Annotated in this window: 18 protein-coding genes; 7 read left to right on the forward strand and 11 right to left on the reverse strand. The window is 44.9% G+C overall.

Annotated elements, in window-relative coordinates; all coding sequences use genetic code 11:
• Positions 1-192: 192 nt before the first annotated feature.
• Positions 193-1,188 carry an SMP-30/gluconolactonase/LRE family protein gene (locus tag ABW391_RS11500; RefSeq protein ID WP_353482011.1) on the forward strand — a complete coding sequence of 332 codons (996 nt, stop codon included), beginning with the start codon at positions 193-195 and terminating at the stop codon, positions 1,186-1,188.
• Positions 1,189-1,208: 20 nt separating this feature from the next.
• Here ABW391_RS11500 and rfbD read toward each other — a convergent pair whose 3' ends face one another.
• The 3 genes from rfbD to der are packed head-to-tail and all read right to left on the reverse strand — an operon-like array spanning position 1,209 to position 3,939.
• The gene (gene rfbD / locus ABW391_RS11505) at positions 1,209-2,063 is read right to left on the reverse strand and encodes a dTDP-4-dehydrorhamnose reductase (RefSeq protein ID WP_353482012.1); all 855 of its coding nucleotides are present in this window, start codon (positions 2,061-2,063) and stop codon (positions 1,209-1,211) included.
• Positions 2,064-2,073: 10 nt separating this feature from the next.
• Complete coding sequence (gene rfbC / locus ABW391_RS11510; RefSeq protein WP_353482013.1) at positions 2,074-2,628, reverse strand: dTDP-4-dehydrorhamnose 3,5-epimerase; 555 nt, start codon at positions 2,626-2,628, stop codon at positions 2,074-2,076.
• A gap of 6 nt (positions 2,629-2,634) precedes the next feature.
• Positions 2,635-3,939, reverse strand: coding sequence for a ribosome biogenesis GTPase Der (gene der / locus ABW391_RS11515; RefSeq protein ID WP_353482014.1), 1,305 nt, complete (start codon positions 3,937-3,939; stop codon positions 2,635-2,637).
• A gap of 477 nt (positions 3,940-4,416) precedes the next feature.
• On the opposite strand from der, the gene ABW391_RS11520 reads away from it, so the two are divergent.
• The 4 genes from ABW391_RS11520 (at position 4,417) to ABW391_RS11535 (ending at position 10,018) form a co-directional block, all read left to right on the forward strand.
• Positions 4,417-6,138 carry a 7TM diverse intracellular signaling domain-containing protein gene (locus ABW391_RS11520; RefSeq protein ID WP_353482015.1) on the forward strand — a complete coding sequence of 574 codons (1,722 nt, stop codon included), beginning with the start codon at positions 4,417-4,419 and terminating at the stop codon, positions 6,136-6,138.
• A 107-nt stretch (positions 6,139-6,245) separates the two neighbouring features.
• Complete coding sequence (locus tag ABW391_RS11525) at positions 6,246-8,315, forward strand: histidine kinase (RefSeq protein ID WP_353482016.1); 2,070 nt, start codon at positions 6,246-6,248, stop codon at positions 8,313-8,315.
• 11 nt (positions 8,316-8,326) lie between these two features.
• Positions 8,327-9,058: a LytR/AlgR family response regulator transcription factor gene (locus ABW391_RS11530; protein ID WP_353482017.1), complete on the forward strand. Its 732-nt coding sequence runs from the start codon at positions 8,327-8,329 to the stop codon at positions 9,056-9,058.
• Between the two features lie 351 nt (positions 9,059-9,409).
• Complete coding sequence (locus ABW391_RS11535) at positions 9,410-10,018, forward strand: riboflavin synthase (RefSeq protein WP_353482018.1); 609 nt, start codon at positions 9,410-9,412, stop codon at positions 10,016-10,018.
• Here ABW391_RS11535 and ABW391_RS11540 read toward each other — a convergent pair.
• From ABW391_RS11540 to ABW391_RS11575, 8 genes are all read right to left on the reverse strand, one after another.
• Complete coding sequence (locus ABW391_RS11540; protein WP_353482019.1) at positions 10,002-11,705, reverse strand: D-apionate lactonase family protein; 1,704 nt, start codon at positions 11,703-11,705, stop codon at positions 10,002-10,004. The genes ABW391_RS11535 and ABW391_RS11540 overlap by 17 nt on opposite strands.
• Positions 11,705-13,081: a glycoside hydrolase family 140 protein gene (locus ABW391_RS11545; RefSeq protein WP_353482020.1), complete on the reverse strand. Its 1,377-nt coding sequence runs from the start codon at positions 13,079-13,081 to the stop codon at positions 11,705-11,707. Before ABW391_RS11545 ends, ABW391_RS11540 begins: the two co-directional genes overlap by 1 nt.
• A gap of 115 nt (positions 13,082-13,196) precedes the next feature.
• Positions 13,197-13,610, reverse strand: a complete 414-nt coding sequence (locus tag ABW391_RS11550) for a BrxA/BrxB family bacilliredoxin (RefSeq protein WP_353482021.1) — start codon at positions 13,608-13,610, stop codon at positions 13,197-13,199.
• Between the two features lie 141 nt (positions 13,611-13,751).
• Complete coding sequence (locus tag ABW391_RS11555) at positions 13,752-15,077, reverse strand: endoribonuclease (protein WP_353482022.1); 1,326 nt, start codon at positions 15,075-15,077, stop codon at positions 13,752-13,754.
• A gap of 130 nt (positions 15,078-15,207) precedes the next feature.
• Positions 15,208-16,710 carry a sugar transferase gene (locus ABW391_RS11560; RefSeq protein WP_353482023.1) on the reverse strand — a complete coding sequence of 501 codons (1,503 nt, stop codon included), beginning with the start codon at positions 16,708-16,710 and terminating at the stop codon, positions 15,208-15,210.
• Entirely contained in the window at positions 16,646-17,569 is a 924-nt protein-coding gene (locus tag ABW391_RS11565) for a hypothetical protein (protein WP_353482024.1), read from the reverse strand. Before ABW391_RS11565 ends, ABW391_RS11560 begins: the two co-directional genes overlap by 65 nt.
• A 31-nt stretch (positions 17,570-17,600) precedes the next feature.
• A complete protein-coding gene (locus ABW391_RS11570; protein WP_353482025.1) occupies positions 17,601-18,605 on the reverse strand; it encodes a Gfo/Idh/MocA family oxidoreductase in 1,005 nt (334 codons plus the stop codon).
• 6 nt (positions 18,606-18,611) lie between these two features.
• A complete protein-coding gene (locus tag ABW391_RS11575) occupies positions 18,612-18,911 on the reverse strand; it encodes a hypothetical protein (RefSeq protein ID WP_353482026.1) in 300 nt (99 codons plus the stop codon).
• Positions 18,912-19,086: 175 nt separating this feature from the next.
• On the opposite strand from ABW391_RS11575, the gene ABW391_RS11580 reads away from it, so the two are divergent.
• Together ABW391_RS11580 and guaB are read left to right on the forward strand one after the other, a co-directional pair.
• A complete protein-coding gene (locus ABW391_RS11580) occupies positions 19,087-20,253 on the forward strand; it encodes a DUF3667 domain-containing protein (RefSeq protein WP_353482027.1) in 1,167 nt (388 codons plus the stop codon).
• A gap of 85 nt (positions 20,254-20,338) precedes the next feature.
• A complete protein-coding gene (gene guaB / locus ABW391_RS11585) occupies positions 20,339-21,823 on the forward strand; it encodes an IMP dehydrogenase (protein ID WP_353482028.1) in 1,485 nt (494 codons plus the stop codon).
• Positions 21,824-21,866: the final 43 nt, after the last annotated feature.

Here is a 21,866-nt window from a genome sequence, read left to right on the forward strand (position 1 = left end):
TTAGGGGCGATAAAAAAATAAATATTCATTTTGCCAAAGAATTAGGTGAGTAAACGGTTCATTTTAAGTGCCTCATCTAATCCTTTGGCTCAAAAAAATGAATATTTATTTTTGCCCACTACTTAGCTTTTCTTTGTTTGCTAACCCCAAAACTTTTATCTTCCCTTGAAGAAGTATAAAAGAAAACAAACAATGAAACATCAGTTCGTATTGTTCCTGCTGCTCTGCAGCATCAGCCTTTGGAGTCAAAACAAAACCATTGGCAAAATCCATCATTTCGATCCGGCTTGTGCTGCACTTATCGATGAGCAAGCCAAAATCGAAATCATTGCCGAAGGTTTTGATTGGGCCGAAGGGCCGGTTTGGGTAAAAAACGGAGCTTATCTCCTCTTTTCAGATGTGCCAAAAAACACCATTTACCGCTGGAAAGAAGGAGAACCACTTGCCCCCTTTTTACAGCCCAGTGGTTATACCGGAATTTTGCCTTACAGCGATGAGCCAGGTAGCAATGGCCTGTTGATCAACCTGAAAGGAGAATTGGTCACCTGTGAGCATGGTGATCGCCGGATTGCTGCGATGCCTTTTCAGGGGGGAGGCAAACGCACCCTGGCCGACAACTTTGAAGGCAAGCGTTTCAACAGCCCCAATGACATCACCCAGCACCCCATAACCGGGGATTACTATTTTACCGATCCACCTTATGGAATGCCCAAAAAAGAAAAGGACGAAAGCCGTCAAACACCCTGGTTTGGGGTGTACCGGATCGACCCTCAAGGCAAAGTATCTCTGGTGGACAAAACCCTGGATCGACCCAATGGCACCGCAGTTTCACCAGATGGAAAGACCCTGTACGTAAGTCAAAGCAGTGGCTCACAGCCTTACATCACGGCATATCCAATTGCCGCCAACGGCAAAACGGGCAAAGGAAAAGTAATTTTTGATGGATCTACCTATCTCAAGGAAGGCAAGTATGGGATTTTCGATGGCATGAAAGTGGACAAATTGGGTAACATTTTTGCAGGAGGAATGGGTGGTATCCTGATTATAGCACCTTCTGGCAATTTACTGGGTCAGATAGACCTGGGGCAATTTACCGCCAACTGTGGTTGGGGCGATGATGGCAGCACACTTTACATCACTTCGGATATGTACTTGTGCCGGGTAAAAACCAAAACCGGTGGATGGTAAACATCAGTCAACAAAGTCGGCTATAACAACCCCAAGCATTCCAGCAAACTATCTCGCCAATACGGAATATCCAATCCAAATGCAGACTTGATCTTGCTTTTGTTTAAAACACTGAAGTGAGGTCGAGCAGCAGGGGTTGGGTATTCCGAACTGGGAATGGGCTCAACCTTGCAGGGTATCCCATTTAAATCAAAGATGGCCTTGGTAAAATCGTACCAACTGCATACCCCTTCATTGCTGTAATTGTAAATTCCGCCTTGATTGGCAGGCCAACCCTTCAACAACAATTGAAGGGTCACCCGAGCGAGGTCGCGGGCATAGGTCGGTGTGCCAATCTGGTCGTTTACAATCCGCAACAAATCCCTTTCTTTGCCCAAGCGGAGCATGGTTTTAACAAAATTTTGGCCAAAAGAAGAATAGACCCAGGATGTGCGAAAAACCAATGCTTCCGGATGTGCCGCCATCACCCGCAAATCTCCAGCCAATTTGCTCTGAGCATATACACTTTGAGGCGTGGTGGGATCGGTTTCCAACAAAGGTCGATCCATGCCGTTGTGGTACACATAATCTGAAGAATAATGGATAAATGCCGCTCCCTTGGCATGGCAGATTTTGGCAAGCTGTTCTGCTGCATCGGCATTGATCGAATACGCCAATTCCTGCTCTTGCTCGGCTTTGTCAACCGCCGTATAGGCTGCACAATTGATGCAGGCATCAATTGTCGTTTCGTTCAAAAAACGCTCTATTTCAGCTGATTGGGTAAGATCAAGTGTTGCCCGATCCACCGGAATGAACTGAATGCTTGGAAATTCTGATTGTAGCGCTTGAAGTTCGCGACCAATCTGGCCGTTTGCTCCAGTGATGAGAACGAGCATGGCTTTTGATTTAGGGTTTACGAGCGCCCCGGTGAGCTCCGAAATAAGGAAGAATCTTGTCTTTATCGGAAAGAATCGCCTGATCCAGGTCAATTTCCCAATCTATTTTCAAATCTGGGTCATTGTAATGAATCCCACCTTCGTGTTCTTTTGAGTAGAAATTGTCGCATTTGTAAAAGAACTCTGCCGTATCACTAAGTACCACATAGCCATGTGCAAATCCACGGGGAATGTACAATTGCTTTTTGTTCTCCGCACTTAGCCGAATACAAAAACACTGCCCATAAGTAGGTGAATCATTGCGAATATCTACAACAACATCCAGCACCTCTCCCTCCAATACCCGCACTAGTTTGGCCTGAGCATGAGGCTCCAACTGGTAATGCAGGCCACGCAACACCCCAAAAGTGGAGCGGGCCTGATTGTCTTGCACAAAAACGGTTTGAATACCCGCTTCTTTGAACGTACTGGCATTAAACGCTTCAAAAAAGTAGCCGCGTTCATCCTTCCAGACTCTGGGTTCAAAAACCAGTAAATCAGGGATTGGTGTAGGGAGAAATGGCATAATTATCTATTTCTGACGGAAGAAAATGGTGATCGGTACGCCTGTAAAATTATAATTTTTCCTCAATTGATTCTCCAAAAAGAACTTATAATTTTCCTTAATGTGTGTTGGGTGGTTGCAAAAGAACGCAAAAGCCGGATACGCCAAAGGCAATTGAGTAATGTATTTGATTTTGACGAATTTCCCTCGGTGTGAAGGCGGCGGTGTTCTTTCGATTACATCCAGCAACAGTTCATTCAATTCTGAGGTTTTTACTTTCCGGTTGCGGTTTTCAAATACCTCCAATGCCACTTCAATGGCGCGGAAAATCCGCGTCTTTTCGTGAACCGAAACAAACACCACGGGCACATCCGTGAAAGGCGAAATGCGCTCCTTGATTATTTTTTCAACATCTCGCGCTGTATTGGTTTGTTTTTCAACCAGATCCCATTTGTTGACCAAGAGTACAATCCCTTTGTTTCTTCGTTGCGCCAAGCGAAAAATGGCTTGATCCTGCGATTCCACCCCCGTTTGCGCATCGATCATCAGGATACAAACATCACACTCTTCGATGGCTTTGATGGCGCGAAGTACGGAATAGAATTCCAGGTTTTCGTGTACTTTGGCTTTCTTCCGAATCCCTGCGGTATCTACCAGAATAAACTCCTTGTCAAATTTGGAATACAGAGCATCGATTGAATCGCGGGTAGTACCGGCAATTTCAGTTACGATGTTGCGGTCTTCGCCTAGCAATGCATTGGTCAACGATGACTTGCCGACGTTGGGCTGGCCCACTATGGCAAAACGAGGAAGTCGGTTTTCTTGCGGCAATTCATCTGCACTGAGGTGATCTGCTACTGCGTCCAGAATTTCGCCGCTGCCACTGCCCGTGAGTGCGCTCAGGAAAAAAGTATTTTCAAAGCCCAAACTCCAAAATTCGTTGGCTTCAAACAAACGCTGGCCATTGTCTACTTTGTTGACCACCAAAAAAACTGGTTTCTTGCTGCGGCGCAGCAGGGAAGCGACTTCTTCATCCAAGTCGGTAATGCCAGTAGTTACATCCACCAAAAAAATGATAACCGTAGCCTCTTCGATGGCTATTTTGACTTGCTCGCGGATGGCCGCTTCAAATACGTCGGTCGAATCGGGCACAAAGCCTCCGGTATCTACAACGGTGAAATTCTTGCTGTTCCAATAACTGGTACCATATTGGCGATCCCGGGTTACCCCAGAAATGTTGTCAACAATGGATTGGCGCTCGCCAATCAAGCGATTAAAAAAAGTAGATTTTCCAACGTTAGGACGGCCTACTATAGCGACGATATTGCTCATATAATGATGTATTCAGAAAAGGCGGCAAAGATAGCAACAAACCTCAGTTTTTTAGCTTAAATTTTCCTCAATTTTAAGGACTTAGGTAAATAACTCTTGCATTTGTTCAAAAATACAGTTTTTTGTCCACATAAAGCAAACTGGATTTCGGTATGCATTGATTATCATTGATTTTTATTTACCTTTTGCCAGGATACACATGCTGATTTAAGAATGAAAAAAGCTCAGATTGTACTGGTTATTTTCTGCTTTCTGGCAGAATTACTTCTTGGAGGAGATCGCTGCTGTGGGCAAGGATTTACTACCTTTCAAATTCGAAAAACGGCTCCCGCTTTTGACTCCATAAAATTGTGGAACGAGCTACATATCCTGGAGTCTGACCTGCCTTTATCCCTTGAACAAGCCCTTACAAAATTCAACTATGGGCAGGGTAAATCATTAAGTAACCAGCGACCATTTAAATTCAAAAGTAAATTTTTGCGCGGATTCTATGAATATTGGCTGCTTTTTCAAGTTGAAAATCTTAGCGAAAAGCCTTTGGTCTTGGTCATTGAGCAGCCTTTTATCAAAAAAGCCTGGGTTGAGGAAAAGGGGAAAATACGCAGTTTGCCAAAATCAAAAGGTACAAACCAAGGATCATTGTTTTCTTTATCCAAAGGAAAAACTTATTGGTTTCCCCTTGCGGTTGGACAAAAACACCAGTTCTACTTGTATGTAAAGGACTTAAAAGTTGATAAAGACCTCAGCCCTGTATTGTGGAACGAGGATAGTTACAACACTTCACGGTATGACCAACATAAAAGCATAGTTGTTGGTCAAAGCATCTTTCTAGGCCTATTTTTTACGTTGGCAATCATTTCTTCCATTTTCTTTTTATCCAGGCGACGTCCTGCTTTCGGGTGGTATTCCATCTTCAAATGGAGCCTGGCGCTTTATTTTTTGCAAGAAGTCACTGAATTTAATGTGATTTATAATGCATTGCCTGCTCGTTATGAATGTACTATAATCAAGGCAGGCTTATTGGCTTCTGTATTTTATGCTTACTTGCAATACGTTCGATATTTTGTAAAAGGCCGCCCTGGTTCTGAAAAAATAGAGTCGATTTACTCCAGGTATGCCTGGTTTTTAGCGGGTTATTTTTTAATCGATTTGATCTTGCAGTTTTTAAACCAACTCTACCTCAGTTGGGTCTTTGTTTACTTTTTTTTATGGATAGTTGTACTCCACAGCATTCGGGTGATCGGATTGCTAGGGAAAATTCATTACCCGCCAGCCAAATATTTGTTTCGAGGAACAGTTGCTTTAATTTCTGGTTTTTGCCTGTCTTTACTTGGATTTACGTTTTTTGACGAACAGATGATCCATTATCAGGGTGTTGAATTGGGCTTTTTGCCCCTAGGCTTAGGGGGCGTATTGGAAGGCATATTTTTCTTCATCAGTTTAGGTGAACTGGAAAAAAACTGGCTTCAAGAGCGACTTGCTTACCAAACTCGCGAAACCAGAGCCCTCAACGCGCGACAAATCCACGAACACCTGCTTCAGATCAACCTGGAACAGGAGCTTTCGGCCATCAAAAGACAACTTGATACCCAAGAGCAGGAAATCTTGAGCAACCAGGAGGCTGACATTAAAGATCAACGTGCATTGGCTTACAAACGATTGCAGTTAAGAACACTCCGTTATGGTTTTTTGGCACAAACCAGCGACAACATCCTCCAACAGTTGAATCAGCATGTAGCCAATGACCAGGTATTGATCGCAGACGAACAGCTAACTCGTTTTGGTGGTTTTATTCGAGACCTGCTTTTTTTGGCAGCAGAACCCTCACTTGCCATTCAAACCGAAATCAATCTTTGCAAGCGACTGGCACAACTCAACCATTTTCAAATTGGGTTTCCAGCATCGGCATTACAGCCACACTGGAAATGTCCTTCATTGCTTTTTTTATCCTTGGTGTACCACAGCATGAAGCTGTTGCCCAAAAATGCACAAGCAGTTTCGTTGCATCAGGAAGAATATGAAGATAACGTGCTGTTGCGGTTTGAATCCCATTGGCCTCCCTTTAATCTTGCCGAAAACAACCATGAAATTTGGGTCGATGCACTGGAACAGTTGGCAAATTTCAACCAAGGAGCAGGTTTCATCGGTGTGTTGTCAAAGGCTGAAAATGGATGGACGGTTTCCTTTGAAAAATCTTGATGGTGACCCAATCAAGGGCAATTGTTTAATGAAAACTTGATTTTGTTAAAACAGTTGGCTACGGATCTTTTAAATAGTTTAATATCGCAAAACTAATAACAGCTTGTATGCAATGGAAGCTCGGCATCGTATTCTTTTATTGCCTGTGCTTGGTTCATGGCTTGTCTCTGGCAAATCCTGCGGTTGATGCCAGTGTGGTACTTAAACAACCCATATCCTACAAAAAACTGGGCTATCCTTTTGCCCCACAAATGCTGGAATACCCCAAAGGGCTTCTGGTTACACCAAAAACAATAACAACCTGGTACCAAAACAAAAAGAACGCACCTTCTATTCAAAAAGATCAAATCCCAGCAGATGGCAAACGGATTCTTAGCGTTTTTGTACTTAATAATCCAACTCAGAATCTTTGCCAGCTCATCTTGCCGCTCCCCAGTTTAAAAACCCGGCTGAAATTTGGCATGATCGTTTCCAATCAGCAGCACCTTAAGCACTTTTACAATGAAATCGAAAGCTGGAAGGTTCAGGATTACCGTTCACTGATTTATCGGCCAGAAGAAGGAAAAGTATTGTTGACCATTCCTCCTCAACAACAGGTTACGGTTTTCATCATTTGCAATGTGGCCAAAAAGCATGAATACGTACTCTACAGCGCCAAGGGTTATCAGCAACTTACGGCTACCCCAGCTTTGAATTATTTGATGTTTTATGTGGCTTTGTTGAGTTTCATGGGCGTTTCGATTCTATTTGGTTTCCTCCAATTTCTCCAGCAGCGAGACTACGCTTATTTTTACTACGCCCTCTACATGAGCCTGATGTCGTTTCTTATTTTTCGACGACTGGAAAAAATCAATCCATACCTCGATTTGGGACTTTACGTCGAGGGAAGTGCCTGGTGGTGGGAACACGCAAGAGCGCCCATTTACATTCTTTCATTTGTTGCCTATCAGATGTTTATCTTATTCATGTTTAAGGGGAAGATAACTTGGCCCTGGTTTCGAAATTTTATTTATTATGCAAATCTCGCTTTGGTAACCATCGCGCCGCTTCAATACGTTACCAAGTACTATTGGGAAAGGTTGGATTTCATGCAAGCCATCCTTGCACCTTTGTCTATTTTCTGGCTATGGGTTTTCTACCAATTGTACCGGCAAAAACTGGATACCATGGTCAAATGGATCTTAGCGGGTTCGCTGATCGCGGTGTTGGGCGCATTAAGTGGCAATTTTATCGGAACAAGAATAGGACATGAAAGCCCTCTGACTTTTTTACACTACGGAGATCTGCCGCTCCACCTTGCCGTAGTCCTGGATGTTTTGTGTTTAACCGTAGCACTCAGTTTTCGACACCACGCATTTCTCAGAGAACGCAATGATGCCCAATTTTTGGCTTTAAAAACAGCCAAAGAAAATGCACTGCTCGCAAAAGAGATGAGCGAACAAAAGCAAGAGGAACTGTTGCAAAGAAAAACCGAACTCCAACTACAAAGCAAGAACCTAATCAACCAACGCATTGAAGCGCTAGAAACTCAAAAACAACAGACACTGGCAGAAACAGAACTACTGGCCCTTCGGGAACAACTCAAGCCTCATTTTGTCGCCAACTGCATCAATTCCATCCGGAATCTCATTGCAAATGAAAAAGCTGCCGATGCGAGTCTCTATTTGTCAAAATTGGGCATTCTTTTGACCCAGATCTTTGAATTGACCGAAAAATCAGCCATACCCCTCCGTGAAGAGCTCGAATTATTAAAATTGTATCTTGATTTGGAAAAATTGCGTTTCCGCGAACGCTTCAAAGTGATTTTTGACATCGATCCCTCCGTTCCGCTGAATGCATTTACCTTGCCCCCCTTGCTCTTACAACCTTTTGCAGAAAATGCCATCAAACATGCATTTAAGGACAATACGCCAGGTCAAGAATTGAAAATCTCGGCAACCTCGCTGAATCAAAGGGTCGTGCTTTCGATTGAAGACAATGGAATTGGACGATTGGCCACAGCAAAAAACAGTGAAATGTCCCAACAAAGCTCAGGCGTGGGAATGGGTTTGTGCGCTGATCGGCTTCAGCTGTTCAACGAACGTTTCAACTTTGTCTCAATAATCAACATAGTTGACCTGGAATATCAGGGTAGCCCAAGTGGTACCCGCGTAGAACTGCATTTTTTAACCCCCTAAAATCTAGCTTTATGATGATCAAAACCATCCTTGTTGATGACGAACAAGATGAACTTGATGTTTTGGAACGCGATTTATTGAACCATTGCCCAGATGTGGTCGTTGTCAAAAAATTTCGCTCTGCCATTGAAGCGAAAGCCGCCGTGGCAGAACTTCGACCCGATCTGATCTTTTTGGATATTGAAATGCCTGAGATAAAAGGCATTGACTTGGCCAAAAGTTTGAAGAACGAAGGGCATTCTTCAGCGATTATTTTCGTAACGGGCTACCCTCAATTTGGCGCGCAGGCTTTTGAAGTAGAAGCCATTGATTTTTTACTTAAACCCGTAGAATCAGACCGCTTGAAACAGGCCATCGAAAAATACCTGGGCCACAACCTGCAAAGCCAAATTGCAGAACTGAATAAAAAAGCACCCACCTTTATTCGCATCTCGAGCCAATCCGGATTTGATCTGTTGAAGATAAAAGACATCAGCTACCTTAAAGCAGATGGCGCCATTACCCGATTTTTCATGGCAGACAATCAAGCTGTTGGTGCAGGAAGAAACTTGGGGATTTTTGAAAAGGCGCTTTCAGGACAAGGGTTTTTCAGAGTCCACAGTGGCTATTTGGTCAACTACCGATTTTTGCATCATTATGACAACCGTGAATCCTGTATCATCCTCAATACCGGGGCCAAAATCCCAGTTGCGCAACAACGCTTGCGGGATTTTTTGATTTGGGTTGATTCGTTTACCGTTTAAGTTTTTTTGAATTTATATTGTTATTCCTGAATCAACCTTAGTTGTTAAGAGAAATCTGTCAATCATTTTTTTTGCATCAATTTGCATGTGTACATACTCTACATTTGATACTGTAAAGCATCGCTAACACCTAATCCCTAAATTCCATACTATTAGGTAAAGCTAGACTACCAGCTTTTGAATCCTTGCATATTATTCCCTTTGTAAAACCAAGCACCTTTCCCACTCGCTGCGGTAAAGCAATAGAACACTGAAATACACATTCCAATTTTCCTGTTATCGCAGGGCATTTTTTTCTCTTCTTATTCTGACTTCTTATTGTAAGTTTGCAGTCAAATCAACTGCACTGCTATGTTTACCGGTATCATTGAATCACGTGGAACAGTTCAAAACATCCACCAAGAAGGCAGCAATGTTCATTTCAACATCGCTTCAGACATTTCCTCTGCTTTGAAGATCGATCAAAGCCTTTCTCACAATGGTGTTTGCCTAACCGTAGTAGGAATCAAAGACAATGTGCATACCGTCACTGCGGTAGAGGAAACCTTGAAGCGCAGTAACCTGGGGCAATGGCAAGTGGGCAGCCTAGTCAATCTGGAACGCGCCATGCTCTCCAATGGACGCCTGGATGGCCACATTGTGCAAGGCCACGTGGATGGCACTGCCCACTGCATCAAAGTAGAAGACCGCGACGGCAGTTGGAATTTCCATTTTCAATATACCCCCACTGAAGAGCATTTGCTGGTTGACAAAGGTTCTGTTTGCATCAATGGCGTAAGTCTGACCGTAGTCAGTCCAGCGGAAGATCGTTTTTCAGTGGCAATCATTCCCTACACTTTTGAACACACCACTTTTCAATCCCTGCAGGAAGGCGATTTGGTCAATTTGGAGTTTGATGTAATTGGAAAATACATCGCCCAGTACGCCAAATTGTATTTCAAACCTACACTTGTACCCTAATCGACGCAGGAGCAAGCTCAATGTTTAAGCCTTCAAAAGTTAGTTTTTGAATCTTACTGCTGAAATTGACCCAATAAGCCAATTGCTCACCCTTGGCATTTTCGAGTAACAAAAGCTCCACCTCCAATGGCGAATTGGAATGGGTATCCAGGGTTTTGACCGGTTGAAACTTAGCAATTTGTTGCAAATGCTCCAGCAAAGGCGTTTGCGAAAGATCCTCAGGAAACAATCCTTTTTCCCCAATCGCTTCAAAATAGGTCAAACCTGTACAAGGTGCCAGGTATTTCAAACTGATCAGCATCCAGGCTGCGGCAAAAGAACTGTGCTGTCGTGGATCAATCCCACCAGCAGGATCAGGCGTGTGTCGTGGCCGCAATGAAATGGGAGAAACACAAAGGGGTTTGCCTGCGGCAAAACTTTGGGCAGTCAAAACCACCTCGCGCTGGGTCTTCAGGTTTTCAATCATCGTGCGGGTATCCACCGCATGGACTTGTGGATTGATCGAAAATTGTAAAAAGTCAAACTGCGTAGTCGCGGGGCGATTGCGGTTCAACGCGGTAAAAAATCCATCGGTACCGAAACCTACTGACAATTGTGGAAACTTGGATTTGATGCTTGAATAAATGGTTTCCATTAAATCAACTTCAGGCACTTTTTCTACTGCTGAGAGCACACAAACCTGATGGAACACATCAATTTGAGTAGAGAGTGCATCTGCCAATTTGATCCCGTCTACTTTTTGGGTAAAAAAAGCCGATAGCGCTATTTTTTTGTTTAGTGCTTTAGCTTGAGCAACAGCCTTATCCAAATCCGTTTGCCAGGTCTCCTGATCAAGGTGCAACGACACACTGAAGTAGTCGAATGGCAATGCTTGAAATTGCGCCAACAGCTCCGGTGAAATTGTTTCTTGGACAATTCCAGTGCCCAAAGCTGGAAAAGGGAAAGCTGATCCGGTTAGGCTGATCGCCACTTCATTTTGGGAAGCAGGATCAATAGCCCCCGATGATACGCTCCATTGCAAATTTAACTTTTGGTAAAGCTTTTCCCCTGCATGAATCTCCACCGGATAGGGAACTGACAAAGGGGTGCTGTAGGTTTTATAGGAATTATCCGTCCAGTTGCGCTGGTCTTCGGTTTCAAAAACATCCCCTTCAAAATCCAGTTGAATGTCAATCCCTTCTGCCGAGCTCCAGGCCATGCTTTGAATGTCAAAAAAAGGCTGATGTGGACTAATCAATTCAGGAAAAATCGATTGGGTCTTGCTTTGGTCGGGGTGAGTAATCCAGACTGGCTTGCCAGTACAAGGCTCAATTGGGTGCAACACACACAACCCAATGCGGTTGCGCCAAAAAGTACTCAGGGCTTCGCCATGCATTTCTACACTCAGGCTTCCATTGGCATCGCCAGCGATTCGATAGGTTGCCTGGTAATCGACCTCATTCAGTTGATAATGAGCCGTATATTCGATAGAAAAAGAATCTGCCTCAATGGTTATCTTTTCTTTTGTGATCAGGGCAGGAGCGGTTTCCCAGTTTCGATCCCGGATTGCGGGATAAATCATGCGCAAAACTTCGGTGTCACCAATACGGAGGTAACGGAGTTTCCCTGCTTCGTAGGCGCCCGTTAATTGGCCTGCCCGAAATGGAATCAGTGTAGGAAGTTCGGAATTGGTACCAAAGTAGCCCATTATTGTTGGTTGGGAGTTTTATAAGCTTTGCTGCTGTCGTCCAGGATCAGTACCCAGTCTTGGCCATAGCCATTGCTGGGTGGGGTAAAGTTCTTTTGGCCAACATTGGGCACAAGCTCTCCTTTCTTAGCCTCGCCGTTGCGCGGATTGTACCAGGTTGCGGCCACAGTCTTGCCCGTAATCTTGGCCATATTGAGGGTGAACGGGCGGCCTTCTGAAGAATAAACCATCAGGTAATCCTTGCCACGGGTAGCCTGAATCCGGTCGTGCTCCGCACGCGCATTGGTCAACAAGCTTTGATCGGGAATACGCTCCAACATGGGGCGCGACTCCATCAGGCGACGCAAAAATTTCATTTGATTGCCTCCTGGCAAATCCAGCGCTTCTCGCCAGGTCAGATGTGGTCCATTGATGGGCTCCCGGGTTTTATCGTACATCTGCCAGATGTCGTGGCAACCATAAGTGTGGCCACAAGCGCCAGCAAATACATCCAGGTAAGCATGCTTGCGTACATCAAACGCGCTGGAAGTACCCAGGTCTTTGGCGTTGAAACAGACTGGGTGGTCTTCGTAAAGGGTTTCACCATCCAACACGGGTTTGATGGGCGTTTTTTTGTAGGCGACCTGGATGCGGTCCCAGACGTTATTTTCGCGGCAATGCCCGGTCTGAAACATGTTGAAATCCAGCCAGGCATCATGGTGAAACCACTTGGCCGAACCTGCATCCGCCAAATCATTGGGCTGTGGATGAAAGGTAATCAAGGCCCGGTCGGCGCCACCTACCGCTTCGGTGATTCCAGCTGCCATCGCTCGCCAAATTGCCACATCTTGATCGTTGCGGGGATTGCGGTCGCCACCCAAAATCCAGACAATGTTTTTGCGGTCTTTGTACCGTGCTCCAATCCACTTTCCGTAGGCCTTTGCGTTTTCTGGGTTAAAAATTTCTGGACCCACACCCCAACGATCTTTGAATACTTTATCCCCCCAGGTGGGCAGTAAACCAATGCACAACCCTAATTCAGCAGCTTTGTCAATGACAAAATCGACATGTTTGAAATAGGCTTCATTGGGGGTGCTTGGGTCGTTGTTCAAGAGGGGTTTGTCACCGTAAGGGTTGGGTGTATTTAGCCCATCCAATTCGGCTAAGGCTACAGCCTGAATGACGGTAAAACCATTGTCAGCCCTGTTTTTGAGGTACAGGGTAGCTTCTTCCCGATTCAGGCGGTGAAACAATTCCCAGGCAGTATCGCCCAACCAAAAAAAAGCCGATCCGTCAGCTTTGACGAGGTAGCGCTGGTTGGGGCTGACTTTGAGGGGGCCTTGGGCGAAGGTGGGCAGGCAAAAGAGTATTGCGATGATGAGGGTAGCCAATTTCATTTTGCTATTTTTAGGCAATAAATTAAGCATTACTTTAAAAACAAAAGAGGCTAAACCCTGCAACAGATTCAGCCTCTTTTTAGTATTCAAAGACTTATAGCGTTTAGCACAAGTCTTAGCAATACCGCTCAAAAGCCATTTGCAAATTCGCTGCAATGATCTCAGCTGAACGGCCTTCGATGTGGTGTCTTTCCAGGAAATGCACCAATTTACCATCCTTAAACAGCGCAATAGCTGGTGAAGAAGGAGGGTAAGGCAGCATGTATTCGCGTGCTTTGGCAGTGGCAGCCTGGTCAACGCCCGCAAAAACAGTTACCAGGTTGTCTGGTTTTTTGTCCCCTTGCAATGCCATTTTCGCACCTGGGCGGGCATTGGCAGCTGCACAGCCGCATACGGAATTGACCACTACCATCGTGGTACCACTAGCTTGATCCAATTCTTCACTCACTTGTTCGGGAGTGGATAAGCCTTTGAATCCAAAGGCAGTCAGTTCCTGAGACATTGGCGCTACAATCTCGAGTGGATACATATCGTGTTGCTTAAGTTTTGTTTAATACATTAATCAATCTCGCTGCAAAGATAATGCTTTGTGCGATTTTGATTAAATACATTCCAAAGAAAGCTTTGGTTCATTCAAAAGCGGCAAAATAGCGCATCCAAACAAAGAAACTCAGACAAAGTTAACCAAATCTCCTTGTGCTACATTTCCGTATTCGACCAGGGAAACAACCTGATCGAGGTTATCTACAACAGAGATTGTTCCTCCATGGTTGCCCAATACCATTGCGCCATCATGAGCATATCGTAGGATGATTTTTTTGGATTGGCCAGCATCCAGGTCACCTTTGATTCTTTCTGGGCGCCCCATTCTATCTTTTAATGACCAACCACTTAAACCAATCGGCTGGTTGGTGGTATTTTTTATGATGACGTATTCACGGCCTTCGTCGTCTCCTTTGGGGTTGATCAACGCTGAAGCAATGACAACTCTACCATCATTTTTACTCGTATTCGTTTCTACCGGTATGATGATGACCTGATCACCACCAGGAGAATCGGCACCACCCAGGTATTTTGGAAAAAAAGAGCGGATGTATTTGCCTCTGGACCCACGTTCGTCAATATTCCGGTATAAAACCAGGCTAAAGGGATAGCCCTTCAAAGTAAAAGGCTTTTCATCGTTAGAGGACATCATGCCTTTTTTGTTTTCAAAAAACGCAACTGTACCCATGGCCATTTCACACTCGGGACTTGAACCGATGAAAAAGCCACCTTTGCTCTTGAACAATTGAGCAATTGGATTCCCTCGGAGGTCTTTGTAATCCCAGATCATGCGCAAGGTAACCACGTAGGGGTTTTCGGGGCCCTGATTGTATTTGAGGTCATAATAATGGCCTAAAAAATTGACCCTTTGGCTTTTTTCGTCAAAAAAAAACTTTACCCAATTGTGGTAGCCCGATACCTCGCCTTTGTTGTTTCCGGCATTATTTCTTGCATCATATTGGCCTTCACCCACAAAAACGTGTTCGAAGCCAGTGCAGTAACGGGTGGATTTGCCTTGGTAATGGTTGGTGTAAATGGTAAACCACATTTCCATCAATTGTGCTTTGAAATCGGCATCGCTAAACCTGAAACCCAAAGTCTCGATGTAATCCCGTGCAACTTTAATGGGTTTAGTGGGCAAAATAGCGTCTAGAAATGCATTAATTTCTACCTTCTCTGTTGGAGTGGTGGTTTCTTCTACCCGATAATTGACAATGTAATTGTCGAGCAAACTAATGAACCTTTGATAAGTAGGTAGAGCGGTAAATTTAGCTTGATTTACCAGGTGAAAGAGTGGTCGGGTGGCAAGATCAGTTCCCCTTCTGCTTGCAGCTTCGACCTGTTCGTCAATCAGGATGTCGGCATTGGGGTTTTCAAATGTGCCGTCCTTTTTACGCTTAGAGATGGACATGCGGTTTTCATCCGCTTCCCAGATTTTTTCATAAATATTCATTACTGTGTGGTTTAGTTTGGGTGTCAATTAAGTTTCCACCCTTTTTGTTTTTATAAAAGTGAGGCAATATACAATAGCCTGATTAATAAGTCAAGTAGGACTTACAGCGGGAAACAAAAAAAAAGTAAAATTATTTGCCTTTCCCCTGAAGCAACACCAATACAGTATAAAAAAGGATTTTAAAATCAAGCGAAAGGGACATGTTTTCGATGTACAGCAAATCGAATTTTAACCGCTGGATCATTTGGTCTACGTTGGAGGCGTAACCGTATTTTACTTGTCCCCAGGAAGTAATGCCGGGGCGAACTTTCAACAAGTGCCGGTAATGGGGTGCACGAGGTACAATTTGATCAATGTAAAACTGGCGCTCAGGGCGTGGCCCTACCAAGGACATTTCTCCCCGCAATACATTCCAAAACTGCGGCAATTCATCCATGCGGTATTTGCGCATGATGGCACCCCAGGAGGTTACCCGACTGTCTCCATCTTTAGACAATTGTGGGCCCTGGTTTTCCGCATCGGTGAACATGGAACGGAACTTGAAGATAAAGAAAGGCTTGCCGTTGAGGCCAACCCTTTCCTGCATGTAAAAAATGGGGCCTTGAGATGACATCCTTACCCGCATGGCAATGTAGGCATACAGCGGTGCAAAAGTTAGTAAAAACAAGGAAGAAGCCACCAAATCGATGCCCCGCTTGATGAGTACCTGCCAATTGGCCAACAAGTCCTGGCGGATTTGAATCAAAACAGCGCCGTAAATGTGGTTCATTTTTACCGTTCCCAGCATGATGTCATACATATCCGGAATGATATTGACTTGCACAGGCGGTGTAAATTCAAATAAGGTATTGAGAATTTCGCGGATGCGGTTGTGCTCACTGGTTTCGATAGCGATGATCACCTCTTCAACGTTGCAGTCTCTTACGACTGTTGGAATGGTTGACAGTTGTCCCAATTTGGGCAAATATTGATTCAAAAGATTTTGACTCTTGCCATTGGTATCGATGAAGCCCAAAAAATTGTAACCCAGGCTCTTTTTGCGGCTTTTCATGTCCTGAAACAATTCCAGCGCACTGGCGTTCCCTCCAATCAACAGGGTGTTGAAACTCACTTTCCCCGCTTTCAAGCGTTTACTGGCCTGAGTGAGCAAAATCATACGCACCGTTGCCGTAATCAAAAAATGCAAGGCAAAAAGGGTAACAAAAGAAAGGTAGTAGGTTTTATAGCTGAGGATAACATCATCGAGAATAACCGCGAAAAATAAAAACAGGGCGCCAAAAAAACTCAGGAAGAAAGTACGCGCCAAAGTAGATAGGCGCGAAAGCCGGTAAATGTCTTTGTACTGGTCAAAAACAGAATAGAAAAGTATCCATCCAACCGGAATCATTGCGATGCCGTACCAAAAATTCTGATCAGCCAACACATCTTTAGGGAAGGAGCCACTTTCAACCACTATTTTGCGGTAGCAAAAAAAACTGGCCCAAGCCAGCATAGCAGAAAGAAAATCTGCAAATTTATACAAAAGCGTATGCCACTTACGCGTGCGCGTAACCTTGAAATAATCGATGTTAGAAGTGGACGAGCTTGATGTTGTCCAGGTTAATTCTCGCGTTGGATCGTAAGATTGTACCATCTGCGTTTTTGGGTATTTCTGTTTTTAGTATGATCTGGTAATCGTCCAATTTGCTGTCTGCAACTACACGAGAAAGGTTAAAATAAATTTTATTCCAGTTTTCACTGGCATTAAACCCTGCTGCATAAAGGATTTGTCCTCCTGCACTCAAGTTTCCCGACTTGTAAGCGATCACGCCTACACTGAGGGGAACCTCAGATTTGTAGTTGAGTTCCAAATACACTGCTGTCCCTTTGGAGAGCAAACCAGAGTAGGCATCGCGCGTGGCCAATTCTACTGCCGGGTATTGAGAACTAAGCTGGATTGTTCCAGATCCACTGCCTTCAAAAGCTCCATCCTTGGTGATGCTCATCCGGTTAGACTGGTTGCCGGTGACCAAGGTTTGAAAAAGGGGCTGATTTCCTTCAAAATTTTCAATAAAAGCAAAACGTATTCCACTACGGTAAGTGGTTTTTGGTCGGATGCTGTCTATTTCATTCGGTTTCAGATCAATGTTGTACTCCAAAGACTGATAAAATGGATAGATTTCCGGACTTGTACTTATGCCATTGTCTTTGATTCCAGCTTCCAGGCGTATTTTTGCTGTACCCGTTTTGAGGATTGGAATTCGTGCAGGCAAGGCATAAACACCTAAAAAAACACCATCTACCGTCAACCACCCTTCGGTAATTTTTGCGGAAGCACTGCCTTGGGACGCGTTTGTAGTTTGTACCTCAAAAGGAGCTACCCAGATATACGCAGGAATTTCCTCTTCAGGGTTGATCAAATTACAGGCCGTTGTGCTCAACAAAAAGCACAACCAAAGCACCAAACAGGTCTTTCGGGCTGTAAATTCTGACTTTTTACCCTGAGTACTCATTTTTTAATGTTAACTCTGCCTTATTAATTGTTTACTTCCGTGTTAATTCCTGTTCCCAGGGCTTCCGATCAATCTCTTTGATGATCTCATAAGCCAACTTAAGTGCCTGATAACCATCTTCTATACTAACTTTTGGCGTCGTTTGATTGACAATGCTATCGGCAAAAGACTCCAGCTCCATTTTGATGGCATTGACCGACTCAATGGGCGGCATGTCCATGTGGAGCATTTTTACGCCCTGCGGAGTATGCCATTCCAAGAGATTGGCATTTTCGGGCAAATTGAGGGAATCCTGGTCGTATAAGCGCACCACCTGAGCGTTTTTGTCCAAAAAATCCAGGCTAATATAGGCGTCGCGCTGAAAGAACCGCACTTTGCGCATTTGCTTCATCGAGATGCGACTGGCAGTGAGGTTGGCCACACAGCCATTGGCAAATTCAATCCGGGCGTTGGCAATATCTGGTGTTTCACTGACCACCGCAACCCCATTGGCACTTACTTTGGTCGGCACGGCGTCAACCATACTTAAAACAATGTCCAGATCGTGGATCATTAAATCGAGCACTACCGATACATCCGTTCCCCGGGGGTTAAAAGCAGCCAGGCGGTGGGCTTCGATAAACATGGGGTTGAGTTCCATGTCTTCCAGCGCCAAAAAAGCAGGGTTGAACCGCTCCACGTGACCAACTTGCACCTGCACACCATGGGCTTTGCTCAAACGAATCAACTCTTCGGCTTCTTCAATGGTGTGGGTCAAGGGTTTTTCAATGAACACATGTTTTCCCGCTTGGATGACTTGCACCGCCAAGGCAAAGTGCGTGATAGTTGGCGTAACGATGTCTACCACGTCTGCTGCCTCAATCAAAGCCTCCATCGATTCAAAAGCCTTGATGTTGAATTGCGCTGCGACCGTTTTGGCCATGTCTGGATTGGGGTCGTAAAAACCCACCAAATCATACGTTTCTACCGCCAACTGGATGCACTTCACGTGAATTTTCCCCAAGTGGCCGGTGCCAAGTACACCTATTTTTAGCATGTTTTTTTATTTGAAATACATCAAAATGGCTCCAAACAGGGTAATCAGCGCAGTAAGCACTGTTGCCATGCGAATGGAATACTGCATGTGGTTGACAAAAGAGAGGATGGGCTCGCGCATGTGCGGATACCGGGAGATGATTTCATCCTCCATTTTTTGTTTGTTGAAAATGTGGGCTGCGCCAAATTCTACCCGGTTTTGCACCAGCACTTTGTAGACTTTGAACACTTTGACCCGAAAGTATACATTCAAAAAAAGCATGGCCGCAAAAAGCGCCATAACTAGAATAAGAAGCAGAGTCATCATGTGCTTCGGTTTGATGAAAAATGAATACAAAGGTACAAGAGGATTGCAACGTTAAGGAGAAAATTTATTTCGCTGGTCGATTCTACTTCCAGGTCTTGAGAATTATGCTCTAAATTCACCATTGTTATTCCCATTGCCTGAATTCCTGGTTGAATTAAAGAGAAATTAGCGATTTATGGATCAAATACCCACCGCGCAAACCAATCCTTTTCCTGAAGAAAAACTTCGGGAGTTGTGTTCCAACTGCGGCAAAAAAATGGCCAAAAAAGGCAAATATTGCCCCCATTGTGGGCAGGAGCGGTTTGATGGCCGGGTGACTTTTCGGGATTTGAGCAAAAAATTCCTGCAGAAACTAACCAATCTGGACAATAAGATGCTGCGCATGATGTGGCATTTGTTGATTCCTGCGCGAGTAACCAAAGATCACTTTGCTGGAAAAATCAAACAATACCCCCATCCTTTTCAGTTTTTCTTTGTGGTGTCCTTTTTTTGTGTGCTGGTATTCAGTAAAACGGTGGATACCAGCAGTGGTGTCATCAAGATCCATGTAAATACCCAAGAAAGCGAGGTGAATATAAAGTCTGCCGAGACTTCCAAACAATTTAAAGACCAAAAGAATTTAAATCTTTTTTTCCAAATGGAGCGCTATGTTTTTGGGCGCGAAATTCTTGGTGCATATGATTCCCTTCCGGCTTCCCTACGCAGCCCTGTAGTCAAAGCCTCGCTGGATTCCATCCTCCAAAAAACCAATGGCCGTTGGGTTCCCATGATCGACAGTCTGCTAAAAGAAGGAAAAAGCAAGGATAGCCTTGACTTAAAACTGATCAATCAACAATTCAGAATTGCCTTAAAAGACATCGTAGAACACACACCAGAGGAAATCACCGAGATATATGGCATCAGTGATTGGATGAGCAAAATCCTGCTCAAGCAAGGCATCCGATCCATCCAAGATCCGAGTGATTTGATTTCCGCCTACATCGGGAGTTTTTCCTGGACTATTTTGGCGCTTATTTTTGTTATGTCATTTTGTTTGTCTTTGTTTTATTGGCCACAAAAAAGGTATTTCGTAGAGCATTTTGTGCTGCTGATGCATTTACATTCTGGCGTTTTTTTGATACTTACCTTCATCCTGGTCTTCAACTATTACTTGCCCTTGAAGGAGTACTGGGGCATCGTAATGGGCGGAGTATCGGTATTTCTATTGCTTACCATGAAGTGGTATTATGGCCAAAACTGGTTTTGGACGGGCTTTAAATGGTTCTGGTTTCTACTATTTTATACGCTTGGCTTCGCCATACTATTCGTGCTTGGGCTTTTGGTGGTGTTTACGGTTTTTTAAAGCACTTGCCCTTTTTGTTTAAAATGAACATTTATTTTTGCCCCACTACTTTGTGCATATTGCTACAAATTCTCTACCTTTGCGCATGGATACGCAAAATTTCAACTTGGACAAGTTTCTGGGCGAAGCGCTCACCTTCGATGACGTACTGCTCGCCCCGGCATACTCTGAAGTATTGCCTCGTGAGGTCAACATTACCTCCCAACTTACCCGCGAACTCAGATTGAACGCACCAATTGTCTCTGCGGCAATGGATACCGTGACGGAGTTTAAGCTGGCAATTGCCATTGCCCGCCAAGGCGGCATCGGGATCATCCACAAAAACATGAGCATTGCGGAGCAAGCCGAACAGGTGCGTTTGGTGAAACGTTCGGAAAGCGGCATGATCATCGATCCGGTGACTCTACGCCCGGAGGCAACCATTCGCGACGCCAAAAGCCACATGGAACGCTTCAAAATCGGGGGCATCCCGGTAGTAGACGCTGAAAACCATTTGGTGGGTATCCTCACCAATCGGGATTTGCGCTTTGAAACCAGTCTGGATAGACCAGTGTATGAACTGATGACTTCCAAAAACCTGGTTACCGCACCCGCAGGCACCACCTTGCATCAAGCCCGCGAAATCCTCCAACGCAACAAGATCGAGAAACTTCCAGTAGTAGACGACAACAACATCCTAGTTGGTCTGATTACCTACAAAGACATCATGAAGGTGATCAACTATCCGCTTTCCTGCAAGGATACTTTTGGTCGATTGGTAGTGGGTGCTGCGGTAGGCGTAACCAGCGATTTGCTCGAACGCGTAGAAGCATTGGTACACGTTGGCGTGGATGTAGTTGCGATCGATACTGCTCACGGACATTCTCAGGGCGTACTGAACGCCGTAAAAGAAGTGAAGAAAAAATTCCGCGACCTCCAGGTCATCGGTGGCAATGTGGCTACTGGTGCTGCGGCACTCGCCTTGGTGGAAGCCGGAGTAGACGCAGTCAAAGTAGGCGTTGGCCCAGGATCCATTTGTACCACGCGCATCGTTGCCGGGGTAGGCGTACCACAACTTACCGCCATCAGTTGGGCTGCTCAAGCTTTGAAAGGCACGGGAGTTCCCATTATTGGTGACGGGGGCATCCGGTACACGGGCGATATCGTCAAAGCACTGGCGGCTGGAGCAAGTACCATCATGGCAGGTGGTTTGTTTGCGGGTGTTGAAGAAGCTCCGGGTGAAACCATCCTGTTTGAAGGCCGTAAATTCAAGGTATACCGTGGCATGGGTTCCCTGGGCGCGATGCAGCAGGGCTCAAAAGACCGCTATTTTCAGGATGTAGAAGACGACATCAAGAAACTGGTTCCAGAAGGCATCGAGGGTCGTGTGCCTTTTAAAGGTACGCTGGCCGAAGTGATGGTGCAATACATCGGCGGTTTACGTGCTGGGATGGGCTACTGCGGTTCCCAAACCGTGGAGGAATTGCAACAGAAAGGCCAGTTTGTGAAAATCACCGCTGCGGGCGTGAAGGAAAGTCACCCGCACAACGTCAATATAACCAAGGAAGCGCCGAACTATAGTACGAGGTAAGCACTTCGGCTACGCTCAGCGACCGCACTTCGGCTACGCTCAG

It is taken from the genome of Haliscomenobacter sp. (assembly GCF_040403615.1).
In the GTDB taxonomy this organism is placed as follows: Bacteria; Bacteroidota; Bacteroidia; order Chitinophagales; family Saprospiraceae; genus Haliscomenobacter.

What these genes read in the sequence shown, in the direction of transcription:
- rfbD (WP_353482012.1), bottom strand. Translation starts at nt 2,063, where the DNA reads ATGCTCGTTCTCATCACTGGAGCAAACGGCCAGATTGGTCGCGAACTT.
- der (WP_353482014.1), bottom strand. Translation starts at nt 3,939, where the DNA reads ATGAGCAATATCGTCGCTATAGTAGGCCGTCCTAACGTTGGAAAATCT.
- ABW391_RS11540 (WP_353482019.1), bottom strand. Translation starts at nt 11,705, where the DNA reads ATGGGCTACTTTGGTACCAATTCCGAACTTCCTACACTGATTCCATTT.
- ABW391_RS11545 (WP_353482020.1), bottom strand. Translation starts at nt 13,081, where the DNA reads ATGAAATTGGCTACCCTCATCATCGCAATACTCTTTTGCCTGCCCACC.
- ABW391_RS11575 (WP_353482026.1), bottom strand. Translation starts at nt 18,911, where the DNA reads ATGATGACTCTGCTTCTTATTCTAGTTATGGCGCTTTTTGCGGCCATG.
- ABW391_RS11500 (WP_353482011.1), top strand. Translation starts at nt 193, where the DNA reads ATGAAACATCAGTTCGTATTGTTCCTGCTGCTCTGCAGCATCAGCCTT.
- ABW391_RS11530 (WP_353482017.1), top strand. Translation starts at nt 8,327, where the DNA reads ATGATGATCAAAACCATCCTTGTTGATGACGAACAAGATGAACTTGAT.
- ABW391_RS11560 (WP_353482023.1), bottom strand. Translation starts at nt 16,710, where the DNA reads ATGGTACAATCTTACGATCCAACGCGAGAATTAACCTGGACAACATCA.
- ABW391_RS11550 (WP_353482021.1), bottom strand. Translation starts at nt 13,610, where the DNA reads ATGTATCCACTCGAGATTGTAGCGCCAATGTCTCAGGAACTGACTGCC.
- ABW391_RS11525 (WP_353482016.1), top strand. Translation starts at nt 6,246, where the DNA reads ATGCAATGGAAGCTCGGCATCGTATTCTTTTATTGCCTGTGCTTGGTT.
- ABW391_RS11535 (WP_353482018.1), top strand. Translation starts at nt 9,410, where the DNA reads ATGTTTACCGGTATCATTGAATCACGTGGAACAGTTCAAAACATCCAC.
- rfbC (WP_353482013.1), bottom strand. Translation starts at nt 2,628, where the DNA reads ATGCCATTTCTCCCTACACCAATCCCTGATTTACTGGTTTTTGAACCC.
- ABW391_RS11580 (WP_353482027.1), top strand. Translation starts at nt 19,087, where the DNA reads ATGGATCAAATACCCACCGCGCAAACCAATCCTTTTCCTGAAGAAAAA.
- ABW391_RS11565 (WP_353482024.1), bottom strand. Translation starts at nt 17,569, where the DNA reads ATGAGTACTCAGGGTAAAAAGTCAGAATTTACAGCCCGAAAGACCTGT.
- ABW391_RS11570 (WP_353482025.1), bottom strand. Translation starts at nt 18,605, where the DNA reads ATGCTAAAAATAGGTGTACTTGGCACCGGCCACTTGGGGAAAATTCAC.
- ABW391_RS11555 (WP_353482022.1), bottom strand. Translation starts at nt 15,077, where the DNA reads ATGAATATTTATGAAAAAATCTGGGAAGCGGATGAAAACCGCATGTCC.
- guaB (WP_353482028.1), top strand. Translation starts at nt 20,339, where the DNA reads ATGGATACGCAAAATTTCAACTTGGACAAGTTTCTGGGCGAAGCGCTC.